Source organism: Hydrogenophaga sp. RAC07 (genome assembly GCF_001713375.1).
GTDB lineage: Bacteria > Pseudomonadota > Gammaproteobacteria > Burkholderiales > Burkholderiaceae_C > Hydrogenophaga.
The window spans coordinates 2,129,057-2,145,336 of record NZ_CP016449.1 but is presented as its reverse complement, the minus strand read 5'-3'; the positions used below and the strand labels follow the sequence as shown (position 1 = coordinate 2,145,336).

Here is a 16,280-nt window from a genome sequence, read left to right as displayed (position 1 = left end):
CGAGCGCGGCACAATGCCGCCATGACTTCAAAAATTGCTGGACACCTGCTGATTGACTGCCTGATCGCCCAGGGCGTGACCCACGCTTTCGGGGTTCCGGGTGAGAGTTACCTCGCCGTGCTCGACGGCTTTCACGCACGCGCCGACCGCATCCGTTTCGTCACCAACCGGCAGGAAGGCGGCGCGGCCTTCATGGCCGAGGCCCAGGGCAAGCTCAACGGGCGCCCCGGCGTGTGTTTCGTGACGCGAGGGCCCGGTGCCACCAACGCGTCCATCGGTCTGCACACCGCGTTTCAGGACAGCACGCCCATGGTGCTGTTCATCGGCGATGTGGCCAGCGACGCGCGCGACCGCGAGGCCTTTCAGGAGGTCGACTATTTGTCGTTCTTCGGCCCGTCCACCAAGGGCATGGCCAAACGCGTGGAGCGCATCGACGACGCGCGCCGCATTCCCGAATACGTGGCGCGTGCCTTCGCCACCGCCATGAATGGCCGGCCCGGCCCGGTGGTTCTGGTGCTGCCCGAAGACATGCTCACGCAGACCGTGGAGGCGCAGCCCCTGCCGCGCGTGGAGCCGGTGCAGGCCTGGAGCGACCCGGGTGCGTTGCGCGAGCTGCGCACGCTGCTGCTGGCCAGCGAGCGGCCACTGGTGATCGCGGGTGGCGGCGGCTGGACGCCGCAGTCCGCCGCCGCGCTGCAGCGTTTTGCCGAGAACTGGCAACTGCCGGTGACCAACGCCTTCCGCTTCCAGGACACCTTTGACAACCACCACGCGCTGTATGCGGGCGACGTGGGTCTGGGCATCAACCCCGCACTGGCCGCGCGCGTGCGCGAGAGCGACCTGCTCATCGCCATCGGCCCGCGCCTGGGCGAATCCACCACCGGCGGCTACACGCTGATCGAAGCACCGGTGCCGAAGCAGAAGCTGGTGCACATCCACGCCAGCGCCGAAGAGCTGGGCCGGGTGTACCAGCCCACCCTGGCGATCAACGCCACCATGAACGCGGCGGCGCGCAGCCTCGAGGTGCTCACCGCACCGCCCACCGTGCCATGGAGCGGCTGGGCGCAGGCTTGCCATGCCGACTACCTGGCCAACATCGACCCCGCCAACGGCGGCATCACCTTGCCCGGCACCATCGACATGCCGGCCATCATCAACACGCTCCAGCAGCACTTGCCGGCAGACGCCGTGCTCACCAACGGCGCGGGCAACTTTGCGAGCTGGCTGCACCGCTTCTTCCGCTACCACGGCCTGGTCAAGGGCCACAAGACGCAACTGGCACCCACCAATGGCGCCATGGGCTACGGTGTGCCGGCCGGCATCGGTGCGGCCATCCTCACCGGGCGCACGGCCTTCACCATCGCGGGTGACGGCGATTTCCTCATGAACGGCCAGGAACTGGCCACCGCGGTGCAGCACGGCGCGAAGAGCATCGTGCTGCTGCTCAACAACGGCAGCTTCGGCACCATCCGCATGCACCAGGAGCGCGAGTACCCGGCCCACGTGAGCGGCTCGGGTTTGTCCAATCCGGACTTCTGCGCGCTGGCCCGTGCCTATGGTTACGCGGCCGAACGCATCACCCATACCGCGGAGTTCGAGCCCGCGCTGCAACGCGCGCTGGCCGCACCCGGCGGCAGCGTGATCGAGGTGATGATCGATGTGGACGTGATCACCACCCGTGGCACGCTGAGCGCCATCCGGGCGCGCGCCCAGGCCTGACCCTGCGGCCTTGGCGGCCTTGGCGGCCAGGGTGCTTGGTGAATACATCACAAATGCGCTGGCACTTCCGTACACCGCCTGAAGGGCAGGGCTGCCTAGACTGGTTCATCCAATCAGAAGGAGAACGGTCATGGCTCTGTCCACAGGAACGGCGAGGTTTTCGGGCTCAGACGACGCGTTTGATCTCGGCACGCAGCACCCGCTGGGCCGTACACACCTGCTCAGGGCGCTCGACGAGGTCGACTACGGCGTCCTGATCATCGATGCGCAGGGCACGATCCTGCACGCCAACCACCTCGCGCGGCACGAGCTCGCCAGCGGGCGCATGCTCATGTCCTACGGCAACAGCTTGCTTGGCAGCAACGCCGATTTCACCTCGCAGTTGCAGAACGCCACGGAAGCCGCGTTCCGCGGGCAGCGCCGCCTGGTGTTGTTGAACAAGGGCGAGCGGGAACTCTCGCTGGCGTTCACGCCTCTGAGCCACCCACTCGAGGCCGACACGCCCACGGTGCTGGTGATGCTCTCGCGCCAGAGCGCCTGCGACAACCTCGCTGTGCGCATGTTCGCGCGCACCATTGGCCTGAGCCCGAGCGAAGAAGCGGTGCTCATGGGTCTGTGCCGCGGCCTGGAGATTCCGGAGATTGCGGCCGAGCACGGTGTGGCCCCGTCCACCATCCGCAGCCAGATCAAGACCCTGCGCGAGAAGGCGGGCTCGCCCAGCATTCGCCGCCTGCTCCAGCGCATCAACAGCCTGCCCCCCGTGGTGCCCGCCTTGCGCATCGTCATGCCCATGCCCCACAATTCTTCGGATTCCATCCACCCGTGAGCCTGAATGCCGGTCACTCTGCCTGTTGCCTTTGCCCATCCCAACCAACACATTGAAGCGCTGGCCGCCCAGGGCGTGCAGCGCCGTTACCGCCGCGGCACGCTGCTGATCCAGGAAGGTGAGACCGGCGACACCCTCTACATCGTGCTGCAGGGGCGCCTGCGGGCCTTTCTGTCGGACAACAATGGCCGTGAACTGACCCTGGGCCTGTACGGCCCGCTGGAGTACGTGGGCGAGATGTCGCTGGACGGCGGGCCGCGCTCGGCCAACGTGGAGGCGGCCGAGCCCAGCATCTGCGCGGTGGTGACCCGCGCCACGCTGCTGGCCTACATCGCCGAACACCCTGAATTCGCGCTGGAGCTCATGGCCCGCCTGATCCGCCGTGCGCGGCTGGCCACCGAGAGTGCGCGCAGCGTGGCGCTCATCGACGTGTACGGCCGCCTCGTGCGCCTGCTCAACAGCATGGCGCAAATGCCCAACGAGCAGGGTGAACGCGCGCTCAAGGAGCGCCTGACCCACCAGCAGATGGCGCAGCACCTGGCCTGCTCACGCGAGATGGTGAGCCGCTTGCTGAAGGACCTCGAGACCGGCGGCTACATCGCCGTGCGCGAGCGCTGGATCTGGTTGCTCAAAAACCTGCCCGCGCGCTGGTAACAGTCAAGGCCTGTTGATCAGGCGCCGCGCTTCCTGCGGTGCAGCCGAACTGGTGCCCGCCAGCCGCACCACGCTGCCACTCAAACTGCCGGCGCCCAGCACACCCCACAACGCCGGGTTGTCGTCGCTCACCGCCAGCGTGTCGGGCACTTTCTTCACGCCAGCGCGTTGCGGGCGGCTCGCGTCCGGGTCGGGCTTGCGCGGCGAGTAGCGCGCAAAGTGCCCGCCGGGTGAAGCCTGTCGGCGGGTACCGCCCACACTCACCGTGTTCTGCCCGGTCGAGAGGCTGTTGAAGGTGCCGCTGCGGCGGATGGGGGTGGGGTTGTCCGGGTGGTCCACGAAGCTGCCGATGTTGCCGCTGGTGTCGTACCACGCGTCTTCAAAGTACGACTGCCGGGCCCCGGTGTTCTGGCCCAGCGCCACGTCGTCGCGCTCCACGTAAGCGTCGAACACCACCGGTTCGGTGCCGGTGTTGGTGAGCGTCACTTGCCAGGCACCGAAGGGCGCGGTGGCTGCCTTGGCGTGGCGGCTGAAGGTGGGCGCCAGTGCGAGCAGCGCACAGGTGCTGCCCGTGCCGAGTGCCGAATCGTTCGGAAAGATCAGGCCGCACACAGGGAGGTCATCGGCTCCCAGCCACAAGCCGGACTGGCCTTTGTGCAGCGGCGGCAGGGCCTGCGCATGGCCCGGTGGCGCAACGCTGATCGTCACACCCTGTGCCCCGTAGGGTATCCAGATCTCCAAAAAACTTTGCGTGTGGTCGTCAGGTTGTATGCGCCAGTGCAAGGGCACCGATGCGCCCGGTGCGAGCGTGTCGTTGGCGTGGGTGCGGCTTTGGTAGGCGTTGCCCGCGGGCACCGTTACCTGCAGACGCCCCCCGTACAGATCGATCAGTTGGTCCATCGCAGCCTCCAGGATGGAGCTGCCGTCGTGTGGGCCGGCCAGCGTGCCCCAGCTGATGTTCACCACCAGTTGGGCTTGCGGCGTGCAGCGCGCCAGGATGTACATGAGTGCGTCGAGCACGCTCACGTTCATGGCGCCGCCCGAGGTGTCGAGCACGTTGGACCAATCCAGCTGCACCGCGATCAGATCGCAGCGGCTGGCCACGTCGTCCGTCGGGTTCAACTGATTGCCTTTGCCGCAGGCCAGGCTCATCACGTGCGTGCCGTGGTTGACGGGTTTGCTCAGGTCCCAGAGCTGGAGGTGTTGGTAGAGCGCGTCTTCGTCCAACCGTCCTCCGTGTGTGTACTCGGCCATGGCGTCGTTGATCGCAGCGCCCGAGAGCTCGTGGCCATAGCCCATGTCGCGTGGCCGCGGGCCGGCGCGGGCCGGGTCCAGCGGCGTCTGGTGGTGAGGCTCGTTGCCCGGCCAGTTGCCGTCATCGGTATCGTCCTGGCGCCAGAAGTGTTGGACCCGCGTGCGGCCTTGTGGATTGAGAAACACCTGGTTGGCAAACGCGAGTCCGCCGTCGATCACACCCAGCACCTTGCCGCTGAGCCGATCGGGCGCCACCACGGGGTCCGATCCCGGCGTGCAGGGGTCGTGGATCGGCTGCGTGTGGTGACCCACCGGCAGGCCCAGCTCATAGCGCTGGATCAAGCCGCGCAGCTGCGGGTCTGTGCGCAGCTTCTTGAAGAACTTGGGTTTCGCATGCGCGGTGCAAAAGCGCAGCGCCGGCAGGTTGAGGTACACGCGCGGGATCTGGAGCCACCTGACGTTCGAGGCGTCCACCAGCGCCGGCACATTGGCGTCCGGTGCGAGTTCAATGACGATGGGCAACCACTTCGGCGGTTTGCCTTGGGGTTCCACGCGGTAGCCCGCGAACCTGTCGGCCTCGGCCCAGGCCAGGTAAGGGTCTTGTCCGTCAATCGCGCCCGGCGCGCTCCAGTGAATGCCGGTGAATTCGCCGGTGGGCAGCGGGGACCAACCCGCGGTCATTCGAGGTCCCTTCGTGCTGCGCACGGCGGGGCGAGCTTGCTTGGGGCGGCCCGGCGCCGCGCTCATGCCCACTCCTTGAGCGCTTCCTCCCACAGCCAGGCCACCAGAGGTGCATTGCCCACGCCCGTGGCACTGGCCGATCGGGTGCAGGCGTGGCCGCTGGTGTGGTCCATCGACTGGTGCAGGTTGAAGTCCAGCGGTTCGCCGTTGGGGCCTTCGAACAGGCGGCCGTCGAAACCGCGCTCGTGCACCTTGGTGCCGGTGGCACGCGCCACCAGGAATTCGGCGAGTGCCGTGCCGAGCAGGCGTCCGGCCGCGCTGTCCACCGGAAAATGCACACCGGCCACCACACGGTTGGTGGCAATGCGTGCGGCCAGTCGCTGCAGCTGTTCGCGGCTCTCGGTGCCGTTGGGCGTGCCGTTCGTGGGCGACGCTGCGTTGAGCAGTGCCTCCAGCAACACGGCAAAAGCAAACGCTTCGGTGGCGTGGCCGCTCGGCCAGCTGCCGTGCCCCGGTGTTTCGATCATGGGCTGGATCTGCGGCGACATCGCCACCGGGCGCAGGCTGGCGAAGATGTGCTTGAAGCGCATCTCCACATGCACACACAGCGAGAACATGAGGTCCATGAGCTGCAGGGTCTTCTTGTGGCGGTGTGCTGTGAGCCCCACCACGGAAGACCAGAACGCCACGGGCAGCCCCGTTTGCGCCACGATTTCGGCGGCGCGATCGGCGCGCAGGTCGGCGTAGGCGGCCGTCAGATCGAGCTGCTTCTTGAACTGCTGCTTGGTGGGCGCGCGCAGCTTCACCAGGGGCTTGCGCTGGATGTTGCTGGCCTGCAGGTTGGCGAACTCCAGCATCGCTTCCTTGGGGCCGCTGCGTGTTCTGAAGAGCAGGCCTTCGACGAGATCCGAGAAGCAGGCTTCGACGCGGGGGCCGTCGGCCCACAGGGCCAGGTTGACTGCCTTGTCGAAGGCGGGCTCGTTGACATGAAGGTTCGCGCCGACGAAGGGGCCGACGATGGCGGCACGGCTCAGGATGAGGGCGTCGGCCGACACGATGGACCCGCTCATGCCACCGCTCATGCCACCGCTCATGCCACCGCTCATGCCACCGCTCATGCCACCACTCATGCCACCGCTCATGCCACCACTCATGCCGCCGCTCATGCCACCACTCATATCAGCTCCTTGACTATTAGTGAACGGGAAGTCCCAACTGGGTCAGGGCACTTGCTACGCGCTTGCGCAGTGGGCTGTGTCCGCCCGCGGCCATGTACTTTGCAATCGTCAGATCGGGCTGAAGCGCACGCATCAGTTCAAATGCTTCCTTTGCTGCTGCGACACCACCACTTTCCAGTTGGGCAACGATCAAGCATCGGATCGTCGGTAGGTGATATCGATTCTTCGAGAGCGATGAGCGACAAATCTCGACGGCTCTCTCCCACTGTTCCATGGCTGCACAGCTCGTTGCCAGCATCATTTCGAAATAGTACTTCTGCGGATCCAGTGGCGAGAGATGCAGGGCATTCTCGGCTTCCACCATCGAATCCTCGGGTGTGCCCCACATGGTTGACCACACGCTGTTGTACAGCCAGGCCATCGGATCGTTCGGGTTGCTCTGCGTAGCTTCCTGGAGCAGCCGATGCGATGCATCCACGTCTTCACCCAGGTGGCAGAGCGCATGCCCCTTGATGGCCATGGCCAGGGAGCTGGCGGGCTCCAGATCGAGCGCGCGGTCGGCGGTGTCGATGGCGCGTTGAAAGTCTCGCGCGGGTTCGCTTGAGAGCCCTTGCACCACCTGCATGATGTGCCACTTGGCCAGCCAGGCCCAGGGTGTGGCCACGCGCTTGTGACGATCCACCACCGCCTCCAGCAACTGGTGGCTGCGCTGCAGGTCTCTCGGCGTGGAGCGGTGCATCAGCGTGATGCCACCGAGCAGCAATGCGTTGCTGTCCAGTTGAGGCAAGGGCAGCACCAGCGTGCGTTGCACCACATCGTGCAGCAACGCCCTGGAGCAGGCCGAGCACAAGGCATCCAGCAGGGCGCTCTGAACTTCCATCAGGTCGCGCACGTCGCCGGTGAGCCGATCGGCCCAGATCACTTCTTCGCGGCGGTTGTCGGTCAGCTGGGCCATGATCACGACCTTGTCGCCGTAGGTCACGTAGCTGCCGCCCAGCACAAAGGTGGCCTCGAGGTGCCGACCGATCTCGCCCGCGGACGAGGTGCGACCCCGGAACGCCGTGGTGGACAGGCGGGAAATCACGCGGAGGTCAGGACTGCGGGCGAGTTGTGCGATGACCCCGTCTGCAATCAACTCACCGATGACGAACTGCTCGGCCGCGTGGCTGCGCGTTTCGAACGGCACCACGGCAATGGACGGGCGGAAGTCCAGCGCAGTGCCTTCGGGCACCTGCGCGCGGAGCGCAGACGACCCTGCGGTGACCGAATGGATGGCCCAGGTGCGAACCGGCTCGGGCCAGTGCTTCAGGTAGTTTTCACCACGGTCTTCCACCTCAGCGTCCATGCCGACCACGATGCCGTCGAACACGCTGGCGGTGATGATGGTCTCGCCCGGTGCGGCCAGGTCGGCCACGCGGGCAGCGAGATTCACCCCGTGGCCGTAAACATCGTTTTCGTCGGCATACAGATTGGTGGCGTTGAGTCCCGCCCGAAGGTAGAGACGCTGGCTCGCAGGCAAGGTGTCATTGAGCGGGGCAAAGTACTTGTGCAGCGTCAGGGCCGCGCGCACCGCGTCGGTGGGCTGGTCAAACTCCACCAGCATGCCGTCGCCCAGGCTCTTGACCATGCGACCCTTGCATTCGGGCAGCACCACGGTGGTGGCGTGGTGCACGAAGCCGCGCCACTGGTTGACCACCGCCGCCTCGTTGGCGGCCATGAGCCGCACCGACTCCACCAGATCCATCACCAGCACCACCTTGTGCAGTTGCTGGGGCAGGGCGGGCGCTGTCGCCATGGCACCGTTGACCGCTTGGGCCGGAGTGCTGGATTGGGAGCTGCTGTTCATGCCGGTGGGGGTATGCGGGTTGCGTTGCAGTTTCTCACAACTGACCCTGGATGCCGTCAGTGCGATAGCCAAAAACAGCAAAGCCGACTCGCGTCGGCTTTGCTGGCGGTCACACCCGATGGGGTGCGAGGGCCCGGATCACTTCAGGTGGTCGTTGACCAGCTTGGTCATCTCGAACATGGAGGCCTGGGCCTTCTTGAAGATTTCCTTGAGCTTGGCGTCGGCATTGATCATGCGACGGTTGACCGAGTCCTGCAGCTTGTTCTTCTTGATGTAGTCCCAGATCTTCTTGGTGACTTCGGTGCGCGGCAGGGGGCTGGCACCCACGATGGCGGCCAGAGCGGCGCTGGGGGTCAGCGCTTTCATGAACGCGGCGTTGGGCGTGCGCTTCTTGGCTGGGGCGGCTTTCTTGGCGGCGACCTTCTTGGCGGGAGCAGCCTTTTTGGCTGGAGCGGCTTTTTTGGCCGGAGCAGCTTTCTTCGCAGGAGCCGCTTTCTTCGCAGGCGCAGCCTTCTTGGCAGGTGCCGCGGCTTTCTTGGCCGGAGCGGCCTTCTTTGCCGGAGCAGCAGCCTTCTTGGCCGGAGCCGCTTTTTTAGCGGGAGCTTTCTTCGCAGTTGCCATGGTTGAATTTCCTTCTAGAAGTTGACTGACTTCCCAGTGGAAAACGCGCTTTCACACTGGTGTCTCGGATGCTAATGGAGATGCCTGTGCAATCCAAGGTGGGCAACGCGGTTTTTTCTCCGTTTTGAGAGGGGGAACGCGGCTTTTTGGCGGGGAAAACAACACTTCGATGCGCCCGAAGCCAAGCGCGGCGGGGCTTGCGGGCGCATCTGCTCCAATGCGGCGCAGCCTTGCTCATTGCGCGCGAACCACTTTTCAGAGGACACACCATGACCGACACACCTGCTTTTGCCACCTGCGATCTGTGCGACGTTCACAAGAACGACAGCTCCGGCGCGTTTCGTGTGCTGCCGCCGGTGTTCCGCGACTTCGGTGCGGTGCAGCGGTTTTGTGGGTCGGTGGTCACCGTCAAATGTTTTGAAGACAACTCGCTGGTGAAGGCTGCGGTGGACAGCGCGGGCGAGGGTCGAGTACTCGTGGTGGACGGTGGTGGCTCGCTGCGCCGCGCACTGCTCGGCGGCAATCTGGCTGCAGCTGCTGCGCGCAACGGCTGGGCCGGTGTGGTGATCGATGGTTGTGTGCGCGATGTGGCCGAACTGGCCGCAAGCAACACCGGCATCCGCGCGCTGGCCTCCATGCCGCTGCCCACCGAGAAACGCAACGAAGGCCAGCGCGATGTGGCGGTGCAGATCCAGGGTGTGTGGGTGAGGCCGGGCGACTGGCTCTATGCCGATGAAGACGGCATCGTGGTCGCCGACCGAGCGCTCAACTAGGCGGTCGCTTCGCTGGGCCGCCCCAGGCAAGGCCAGCCCCCTTGGGATCAGCGACCCGCGCCGCTTGGTGGTTAGGCCGTGATGCCTTTGTGGAGCATGTACGCCGCCAGCATGTAGAGCAGGCCGGCGAACACGCGCTTGAGCGATTTCACCGGCAGCGCGTGCGCTGCCTTCACACCCAGTGGTGCCATGAGCACGCTCACGCAGGCGATCACCACCAGCGCTGGCAGGTAGATGTAGCCCACCGCGCCGGCGGGCAGGTTCTGCACGTTCTGGCCGGCCACGATGTAGCCCACCGCGTTGGCCAGCGCAATCGGAAAACCCAGCGCTGCGCTGGTGGCCACGGCGTTGTGGATGGCGACGTTGCACCAGGTCATGAAGGGCACGCTCACGAAGCCGCCACCTGCGCCGACCAGGCCCGAGAGAAAACCGATGACGCCGCCCGCACCAAGCAAGCCCGGCGTGCCCGGAATGGTGCGCGTGGGCTTGGGTTTCTTGTCGAGCAGCATCTGCGTGGCCGAGAAGCTCACGAAGCCGGCGAAGAAGAACGCGAGCCAACTGCCTTTGAGCAAGGCAAACACGCCCAGGCTGGCAATCATGGAGCCCAGCACGATACCGGGGGCCAGGCCTTTGACGATGTCCCATCGCACGGCGCCGCGTTTGTGGTGGGCGCGCACGCTGGAGATGGACGTGAAGATGATGGTGGCCATGGAGGTGGCGATGGCCATCTTGACCGCGAGGTCCGCCTCCACACCCCGGGTCGAGAGGATGAAGGTGATGAAGGGCACCATGAGCATGCCGCCTCCGATTCCCAACAAGCCGGCGAGGAAGCCGGTACCCAGGCCGAGCGCGGCCAATTCAAGAATCAACAGGGGATCTAGAGGCATGAAAGGTGTCTGCAAGTGCCGCCGGACCGGCATCCTGAACCGGGGTTCAGGTGGGCAAGGGCAGCGTGGCTTCGGGATCGTCTGACGCGAGACGCTCACGCCAGCCACGCAATGTACCAAGCCCGGGCTCTATGAGCATTGGTTCAAGGAAATATAAAGCCCGGCGCGCACTGCAGACGAGCAAATTGTAGGTGCTGCGCATGGCCTGCGCGGGCTGGGGGGAAAGAAAAGAAGCCGCAGTGACGGACGGTGCCAAAGCACACGCGACAGGGTCAAATCAGACGACCGTCCTTGTCGAGTGTCTGGTCGAGCCGACGCATGAGTTCGTCCACGCGCGCTTGCGTGTGCGGGTCCAGCGGATCGTGATCAAACGCGCCACCGGCTTCGGCAAACGCGCTGTTGTCAGCCTGGCCGAACGACGATGCCTGGAAGCTCTCGGCTTCGAGTCGTTCGGCTTCTTTCTGCGAGAGTTCAAATGCCAGGTTGAGTGACGCCAGCACCGCGATGCGGTCGCGCGCTTTCACCTTGCCCGCGTCGCGGATGCGGCACATGGCCGTGTCCACACGCTCCACCGCGTCGAGCAAGGACGACTCGCCACCGGGTGGGCACGAGAGCAGGTAGCTCTGGCCCATGATCTGAACCTCGATCTGTTTGCTGCCGGGCTTGTTCACGTGTGGTCCTTGTGGATGTCGGACGGCGACCGGGCCGTGTCGACCGGGCTGGGGGCCAGGCGTTCGAGCAGTGCATCGATGCGGGCGCGCGCTGCCATCAGTCGGGATTTGAGCGAATCGCGCTCGGCCTGCAACGAGTGCACCTGCTCGACCAGCAGGGCATTGGTGCGCTGCAGTTCTTCGTGTCGCAACAGCAGGCGTTCGACACGTTCGGTGATCTGGTCAAGGTGCTTGGGATCGGCCATGGTGGGGACTCGCAGTTTTCACATTGTAGGGTTGGCCCAGGCGGGTGCGGCTTAGAATGCCGCTTGTTGGTGCTCGCGGTGTGGTTCACATGCCGCAGTTCAACGGGAAGCAGGAGGGCGAGTCCACAAGGGCGAACCTAACCTGCGCTGCCCCCGCAACGGTAAGCAGACGAGAGACCCGACGCAGATCGGGCCACTCCGCTTTCATCACGCAGCCACTGGACGACACACCGTGTCGACTGGGAAGGCGATGAAGGTTGTTCTGTCAGCCCGGATACCGGCCAACAAGGTGGTGGTGCGTCTGGCGACAGGCGCGTTGCCGTGACGCTCAGGCACCGTCGGGGAAGGCGGTGAGGGCTTTGTCTCTTGTTTCTTCATCATGAAAATCCAAAAACTGCGCGCGCCTCTGGCCGCGCTGCCGCTGGCCGTTCTGGCAGCTTTGCCCTCGCACGCCCAAACCGACACCTACGCGCTGCTGAAAGAAACCGTGGTGACGGCAACCCGCGTCGAAACACGCACCGATGCCGTGCTCAGCGACGTCGTGGTGATCGAAGCCGAGGTTCTTAAGCGATCGGCTGGCCGTTCGCTCTCCGAAGTGCTCTCACGCAACGCCGGCTTGCAGATGTCGGCCAACGGCGGCCTGGGCAAACAGTCCGGTCTGTTTGTGCGGGGGACCGAAACGCGCCACGTGCTGCTGCTGGTTGACGGCGTTCGTTACGGTTCCTCAACCGCTGGCTCGGCCAGCCTGGACAACATCCCGCTGGGCATCATCGACCGCATCGAGGTCCTCAAGGGACCGGCCTCTGCGCTCTACGGCAGCGATGCGGTGGGTGGCGTGGTGCAGATCTTCACCAAACGTGGCACCAAAGGATTTCACCCCGGCGCCAGCGTGACGCTGGGCAGCTACGGCCACCGCGCCGCATCTGCCGGCCTGAGTGGTGGCACCGACAGCTTCACATACTCGCTCAACGCCAGCACGCTGCGTGAGACCGGGTTTTCGGCGACCAATCCGAAAGTTGCTTCGAACGGGCACAACCCCGACGACGACGGCTTCGATCAGGACAGTGTTTCGGCTTCGATGCGTTGGACGCTGGCGCCGGGCTGGTCGACCGACCTGCAGTTCACCCAGGCCGACGGCACCACCGAGTATGACCAGGGGCTCAACCCGTTCGAGGTTCGCACCGACGTGACCACCCGCGTGGCCGCCTGGGGGCTGGAGCGCCATTGGTCGGCCGATTCGCGCACGAAGTTCAAGCTGGCACGCAGCGACGACAACGCCACCAGCCTGACATCGACCTCGACCTCGCGCTTCAACACGGCGCAGACCCAGGCCACCCTGCAGCACGACTGGGACACTGTCGTTGGCAACGTGATCGTGGGCCTGGAGTCGATCAAGGAGGCGGTGTCTGGCACGCAGACCTACTCTGTGAACAGCCGCACCACCAACGCCGGCTTCGTCGGGGTGCAGGGCCAGGGCGGCCAACACCTGTGGCAGGCCAACCTGCGGCGCGACAGCAACTCGCAGTTCGGTGGCGCCACCACCGGCTTCGCCAGCTATGGTTACCAGATCACGCCGCAGTGGCGCCCGCACATCGCTTATGGCACTTCGTTCAAGATGCCGTCGTTCAACACGCTGTACTGGGTGTCTCCCACGTTCAACGGCAACCCGAGCACCCAACCCGAGCGCGGCAAGAACCGTGAGGTGGGTCTGACCTACAGCCGCGGCATGCACGAGGTGAAGCTCACCCGGTTCGACAACCGGGTGCGTGGCTTCATCACCACCCAGCCGGTGGTGACCAACGTGCCCAGGGCCCGCATGGAAGGCTGGTCGCTGGGCTACACCGGCTCAGTGGGCGCGTGGGCGTGGAACGCGAACCTGGAGCTGCTGGACGCTCGCAACCTGACCAACGGCCTGAAGCTGCAACGCCGTTCGGATGAGGTGCTCACCCTGAACCTCGACCACCGCGTCGGCGCCTGGACCTGGGGGGCTTCGCTACTCGCCCAGTCCGACCGTTTTGACAACGCTGCGAACACCTTGCGCCTGCCTGGTTTTGCGACGCTGGACCTCCACACGGGTGTGCGCGTTGCCAAAGACTGGTCGCTCAACCTGCGCTTGAACAACCTGGCCGACAAGGTGTACGAGACCGCTCGCGGCTACAACCAGCCTGGCCGGGCGGCTTACGTCACGCTGGACTGGCGGCCGATGAAATGACCGCGATGTGCCCGGCCATCCTGGTGGCGGCCCCGGCCTCCGGCCAGGGCAAGACCACCGTGGCGTCGGCGCTGGCGCGCCTGCATGCGCGGGCCGGTCGGCGCGTGCGGGCTTTCAAGTGCGGGCCCGACTTTCTGGACCCGCACTGGCTCGCACTGGCCACCGGGCAGCCGGTGCACAACCTCGACCTGTGGATGACCGGTGAAGACGACGCCCGGGCACGCCTGCATGCCGCTGCGGCGGAGTCCGACCTAATCGTTGTTGAAGGCGTGATGGGCTTGTTCGACGGAGAGCCCAGCGCTGCCGACCTCGCGCAGTGCTTTGGTTTGCCGGTGCTGGCGGTGATCGATGCTTCGGCCATGGCGGGCACCTTCGGTGCACTGGCGTTTGGATTGCAGCATTTCCGTCCCGGCTTGCCCTGGGCCGGGGTGCTGGCCAACCGGGTGGCCAGTGCGCGCCATGCGCAGATGCTGCAGGACGCGCTGGTGGGTGACGGCACGCGAACGGACTCGTTCTTTCTGGGTGCGGTCATGCGCGATGCTGCGTTCTCGCTGCCCGAACGGCACCTTGGACTTACCGTGGCGTCTGAAATCCCTGATGCGTTGGCACGGCTGGACGCAGCGGCCGATGCCCTCGCGGGCACGCCCCTGGGGCGTATGGACACTGCGGCGCTGGCGCAGTGGTCGGTGTCTTTTGCGTCACCTTCGGTGCCGCCCGCGCAAACACCTTCGCTGTCGGGCAAGACCATCGCGGTGGCAAAAGACGCCGCCTTCTGCTTCGTTTACCCGGCCAACCTTGACGTGCTGCGTGGTCTGGGTGCCGAGCTGGTCTTTTTCTCGCCGCTGGCCGACGATCCGCTGCCGCCGTGCGATGCGGTGTGGTTGCCCGGTGGCTATCCCGAATTGCACGCGACCACGCTGTCCTCGGGCACCGCCTGCCGAGCCGGCCTGAGCGCGCATGTGAAGGCGGGTCGGCCCTTGTGGGCGGAGTGCGGCGGCATGATGCTGTTGTTCGACACCTTGGTGACGCTCGAGGGCGAGACCCATGCGATGTGGGGCTTGCTGCCAGGGACCGTGGCCATGCAGAAGCGCCTGGCCGCGCTCGGGCCGCAGCGGCTCACGCTCCCCGCCGGCGAACTGCGCGGCCACACGTTTCATTACTCGCGGTGCGAGTCCAGCCTGGAGCCGGTGCGGCGCACCGAGCCCGCGCGCGGCGGTGCCAGCGGCGCGGGCGAAGCGATGTACCGTCTGGGTTCCGTGCAGGCGACGTACTTCCACGCCTGGTTTGCATCCAGCCCGGCGGCCACAGCGTCGCTGTTCCTGCCAGGAGGCACCGATTGACCAACACCCTCGGCCCGCAGCGCATCGTCTGCCTCACCGAAGAGACCACCGAGTGGCTTTACCTGCTGGGGCAGGAGAGCCGCATCGTCGGCATCTCGGGCTACACGGTGCGCCCGCGCCGGGCGCGCGAAGAAAAACCCAAGGTCAGTGCCTTCCTCAGCGCGAAGATCGACAAGATCCTGGCGCTGCAGCCGGACTGCGTGTTCGGTTTTTCGGATCTGCAGGCCGACATCGCGGCGCTGCTGATCCGTGCCGGCGTGCAGGTGACGGTGTTCAACCAGCGCAGCGTGGACGAGATCCATTCCATGCTGTTCCAGGTGGCGGCCATGGTGGGTTGCGCTGATGCCGGCCTGGCGTGGATCGAGGCCAACCGGGTGCGGCTGGACGGCATTCGCCAATCGGTGGAGTCATTGCAGGCGCAGGGCAAGCGCCGCCCGCGTGTGTTCTTTGAAGAATGGGACGAGCCGCACATCAGCGGCATCCGCTGGGTGTCGGAGCTGCTGGGCATCGCTGGCGGCGACGACTGTTTTCCCGAGCTGGCCACGCAGTCGCTGGGCAAGCACCGCATCATTGCCGACGGTGCCGAGATCGTGCGCCGCAACCCCGACATCATCATCGGCTCGTGGTGCGGCAAGAAGTTCCGGCCCGAGAAGGTGGCCGCGCGCGCCGGCTGGCAGGACGTGGCCGCCGTGAAGACCGGGCAGTTGTTCGAGATCAAGTCGGCCGACATCCTGCAGCCGGGTCCGGCGGCACTCACCGACGGGGTGGCCCGGATGCACCGCATCGTGTCTGACTGGATGCACGAGCATGGTTGAGATCGCGCGCAGCGAATTCATCCTCGGTGGCCAGAAAAGCGGCAAGTCGCGCCGCGCCGAGATGATCGCCAAACAGTGGTTGGACGCCACCGTGGCGCACCGCGCGTTGCTGATCGCCACCGGACAGGCCTGGGACGACGAGATGCGCGAGCGCATCGCCAGGCACCAGCGCGATCGCATGGTGCGTGTGCCCGGCATGGTCACGTTGGAAGAACCTCTGGCTCTCGCCGAGGTGCTGCAGCGGCACAGCGCGCCCCACACCCTGGTGGTGGTGGACTGCCTCACGCTGTGGCTGACCAACCTGTTGATGCCCGCGCAAGGTGCGCCGCTGGACGCGGAGCTGCCGATCAGGGAACTGTGCCGCGCCATCGAACAGGCCAAGGGCCCGGTGGTGCTGGTGGGCAATGAAATCGGCCTGGGTGTGATTCCGATGGGGCGCGAAGTGCGTTCCTTTGTGGATGCGCTGGGGGGTCTGAACCAGGCGGTGGCGGCGGTCTGTTTGCGTGTCACCTTGATGGCCGCCGGCCTGCCGCTGACATTGAAGGAACCCGGGTGAAA

General features: G+C 65.7%; 15 protein-coding genes, 1 other RNA gene and 1 riboswitch. Of the genes, 8 read left to right on the top strand and 8 right to left on the bottom strand.

Features of this window, described 5'->3' with window-relative positions; all coding sequences use genetic code 11:
• Positions 1-21: 21 nt before the first annotated feature.
• The 3 genes from BSY239_RS10055 (at position 22) to BSY239_RS10045 (ending at position 3,199) form a co-directional block, all read left to right on the top strand.
• The gene (locus BSY239_RS10055) at positions 22-1,719 is read left to right on the top strand and encodes a thiamine pyrophosphate-binding protein (protein ID WP_069046733.1); all 1,698 of its coding nucleotides are present in this window, start codon (positions 22-24) and stop codon (positions 1,717-1,719) included.
• A 130-nt stretch (positions 1,720-1,849) separates the two neighbouring features.
• A complete protein-coding gene (locus BSY239_RS10050) occupies positions 1,850-2,545 on the top strand; it encodes a helix-turn-helix transcriptional regulator (protein ID WP_069046732.1) in 696 nt (231 codons plus the stop codon).
• A gap of 6 nt (positions 2,546-2,551) precedes the next feature.
• Entirely contained in the window at positions 2,552-3,199 is a 648-nt protein-coding gene (locus BSY239_RS10045) for a Crp/Fnr family transcriptional regulator (protein WP_069046731.1), read from the top strand.
• 3 nt (positions 3,200-3,202) lie between these two features.
• Here BSY239_RS10045 and BSY239_RS10040 read toward each other — a convergent pair whose 3' ends face one another.
• The 4 genes from BSY239_RS10040 to BSY239_RS10025 form a co-directional block, all read right to left on the bottom strand.
• Positions 3,203-5,134, bottom strand: coding sequence for a S8 family serine peptidase (locus BSY239_RS10040; RefSeq protein WP_069046730.1), 1,932 nt, complete (start codon positions 5,132-5,134; stop codon positions 3,203-3,205).
• A gap of 62 nt (positions 5,135-5,196) precedes the next feature.
• A complete protein-coding gene (locus BSY239_RS10035; RefSeq protein ID WP_156775449.1) occupies positions 5,197-6,312 on the bottom strand; it encodes a phosphatase PAP2 family protein in 1,116 nt (371 codons plus the stop codon).
• Positions 6,313-6,328: 16 nt separating this feature from the next.
• Positions 6,329-8,158: an adenylate/guanylate cyclase domain-containing protein gene (locus BSY239_RS10030; RefSeq protein WP_069046728.1), complete on the bottom strand. Its 1,830-nt coding sequence runs from the start codon at positions 8,156-8,158 to the stop codon at positions 6,329-6,331.
• Between the two features lie 138 nt (positions 8,159-8,296).
• Positions 8,297-8,779: an SWIB/MDM2 domain-containing protein gene (locus tag BSY239_RS10025; protein WP_069046727.1), complete on the bottom strand. Its 483-nt coding sequence runs from the start codon at positions 8,777-8,779 to the stop codon at positions 8,297-8,299.
• A 269-nt stretch (positions 8,780-9,048) separates the two neighbouring features.
• Between BSY239_RS10025 and rraA the strand changes: the two genes are divergently transcribed.
• Positions 9,049-9,552, top strand: coding sequence for a ribonuclease E activity regulator RraA (gene rraA / locus BSY239_RS10020; RefSeq protein WP_069046726.1), 504 nt, complete (start codon positions 9,049-9,051; stop codon positions 9,550-9,552).
• A gap of 71 nt (positions 9,553-9,623) precedes the next feature.
• Here the strand turns inward: rraA and BSY239_RS10015 are convergent, their stop codons facing one another.
• The 4 genes from BSY239_RS10015 to BSY239_RS10000 all read right to left on the bottom strand — a co-directional run bounded on the left by BSY239_RS10015 (position 9,624) and on the right by BSY239_RS10000 (position 11,355).
• Entirely contained in the window at positions 9,624-10,439 is an 816-nt protein-coding gene (locus BSY239_RS10015; protein ID WP_069046725.1) for a sulfite exporter TauE/SafE family protein, read from the bottom strand.
• A gap of 2 nt (positions 10,440-10,441) precedes the next feature.
• Positions 10,442-10,621: non-coding RNA, 6S RNA (gene ssrS, locus BSY239_RS10010), on the bottom strand.
• 90 nt (positions 10,622-10,711) lie between these two features.
• Positions 10,712-11,071 (bottom strand): cell division protein ZapA, encoded by a 360-nt coding sequence (locus tag BSY239_RS10005; protein ID WP_069048904.1) that lies wholly within the window; start codon positions 11,069-11,071, stop codon positions 10,712-10,714.
• A 35-nt stretch (positions 11,072-11,106) separates the two neighbouring features.
• Positions 11,107-11,355, bottom strand: coding sequence for a DUF904 domain-containing protein (locus BSY239_RS10000; protein ID WP_069046724.1), 249 nt, complete (start codon positions 11,353-11,355; stop codon positions 11,107-11,109).
• Positions 11,356-11,406: 51 nt separating this feature from the next.
• A riboswitch (cobalamin riboswitch) is annotated at positions 11,407-11,655 on the top strand.
• 79 nt (positions 11,656-11,734) lie between these two features.
• Here BSY239_RS10000 and BSY239_RS09995 point away from each other — a divergent pair.
• The 4 genes from BSY239_RS09995 to BSY239_RS09980 are packed head-to-tail and all read left to right on the top strand — an operon-like array spanning position 11,735 to position 16,278.
• Positions 11,735-13,567 (top strand): TonB-dependent receptor domain-containing protein, encoded by a 1,833-nt coding sequence (locus BSY239_RS09995; RefSeq protein ID WP_083239907.1) that lies wholly within the window; start codon positions 11,735-11,737, stop codon positions 13,565-13,567.
• Positions 13,564-14,907: a cobyrinate a,c-diamide synthase gene (locus tag BSY239_RS09990; protein ID WP_069046723.1), complete on the top strand. Its 1,344-nt coding sequence runs from the start codon at positions 13,564-13,566 to the stop codon at positions 14,905-14,907. The genes BSY239_RS09995 and BSY239_RS09990 overlap by 4 nt, the downstream gene beginning before the upstream one ends.
• Positions 14,904-15,722 carry a cobalamin-binding protein gene (locus BSY239_RS09985; protein ID WP_069046722.1) on the top strand — a complete coding sequence of 273 codons (819 nt, stop codon included), beginning with the start codon at positions 14,904-14,906 and terminating at the stop codon, positions 15,720-15,722. The genes BSY239_RS09990 and BSY239_RS09985 overlap by 4 nt, the downstream gene beginning before the upstream one ends.
• A complete protein-coding gene (locus BSY239_RS09980) occupies positions 15,715-16,278 on the top strand; it encodes a bifunctional adenosylcobinamide kinase/adenosylcobinamide-phosphate guanylyltransferase (protein ID WP_083239906.1) in 564 nt (187 codons plus the stop codon). The genes BSY239_RS09985 and BSY239_RS09980 overlap by 8 nt, the downstream gene beginning before the upstream one ends.
• Positions 16,279-16,280: the final 2 nt, after the last annotated feature.

Excerpts from the sequence above, each read along its gene's own strand:
- BSY239_RS10055 (WP_069046733.1), top strand. The coding sequence starts at position 22 with ATGACTTCAAAAATTGCTGGACACCTGCTGATTGACTGCCTGATCGCC.
- BSY239_RS10050 (WP_069046732.1), top strand. The coding sequence starts at position 1,850 with ATGGCTCTGTCCACAGGAACGGCGAGGTTTTCGGGCTCAGACGACGCG.
- BSY239_RS10045 (WP_069046731.1), top strand. The coding sequence starts at position 2,552 with ATGCCGGTCACTCTGCCTGTTGCCTTTGCCCATCCCAACCAACACATT.
- BSY239_RS10040 (WP_069046730.1), bottom strand. The coding sequence starts at position 5,134 with ATGACCGCGGGTTGGTCCCCGCTGCCCACCGGCGAATTCACCGGCATT.
- BSY239_RS10035 (WP_156775449.1), bottom strand. The coding sequence starts at position 6,312 with ATGAGTGGTGGCATGAGCGGCGGCATGAGTGGTGGCATGAGCGGTGGC.
- BSY239_RS10030 (WP_069046728.1), bottom strand. The coding sequence starts at position 8,158 with ATGAACAGCAGCTCCCAATCCAGCACTCCGGCCCAAGCGGTCAACGGT.
- BSY239_RS10025 (WP_069046727.1), bottom strand. The coding sequence starts at position 8,779 with ATGGCAACTGCGAAGAAAGCTCCCGCTAAAAAAGCGGCTCCGGCCAAG.
- rraA (WP_069046726.1), top strand. The coding sequence starts at position 9,049 with ATGACCGACACACCTGCTTTTGCCACCTGCGATCTGTGCGACGTTCAC.
- BSY239_RS10015 (WP_069046725.1), bottom strand. The coding sequence starts at position 10,439 with ATGCCTCTAGATCCCCTGTTGATTCTTGAATTGGCCGCGCTCGGCCTG.
- BSY239_RS10005 (WP_069048904.1), bottom strand. The coding sequence starts at position 11,071 with ATGGGCCAGAGCTACCTGCTCTCGTGCCCACCCGGTGGCGAGTCGTCC.
- BSY239_RS10000 (WP_069046724.1), bottom strand. The coding sequence starts at position 11,355 with ATGGCCGATCCCAAGCACCTTGACCAGATCACCGAACGTGTCGAACGC.
- BSY239_RS09995 (WP_083239907.1), top strand. The coding sequence starts at position 11,735 with ATGAAAATCCAAAAACTGCGCGCGCCTCTGGCCGCGCTGCCGCTGGCC.
- BSY239_RS09990 (WP_069046723.1), top strand. The coding sequence starts at position 13,564 with ATGACCGCGATGTGCCCGGCCATCCTGGTGGCGGCCCCGGCCTCCGGC.
- BSY239_RS09980 (WP_083239906.1), top strand. The coding sequence starts at position 15,715 with ATGGTTGAGATCGCGCGCAGCGAATTCATCCTCGGTGGCCAGAAAAGC.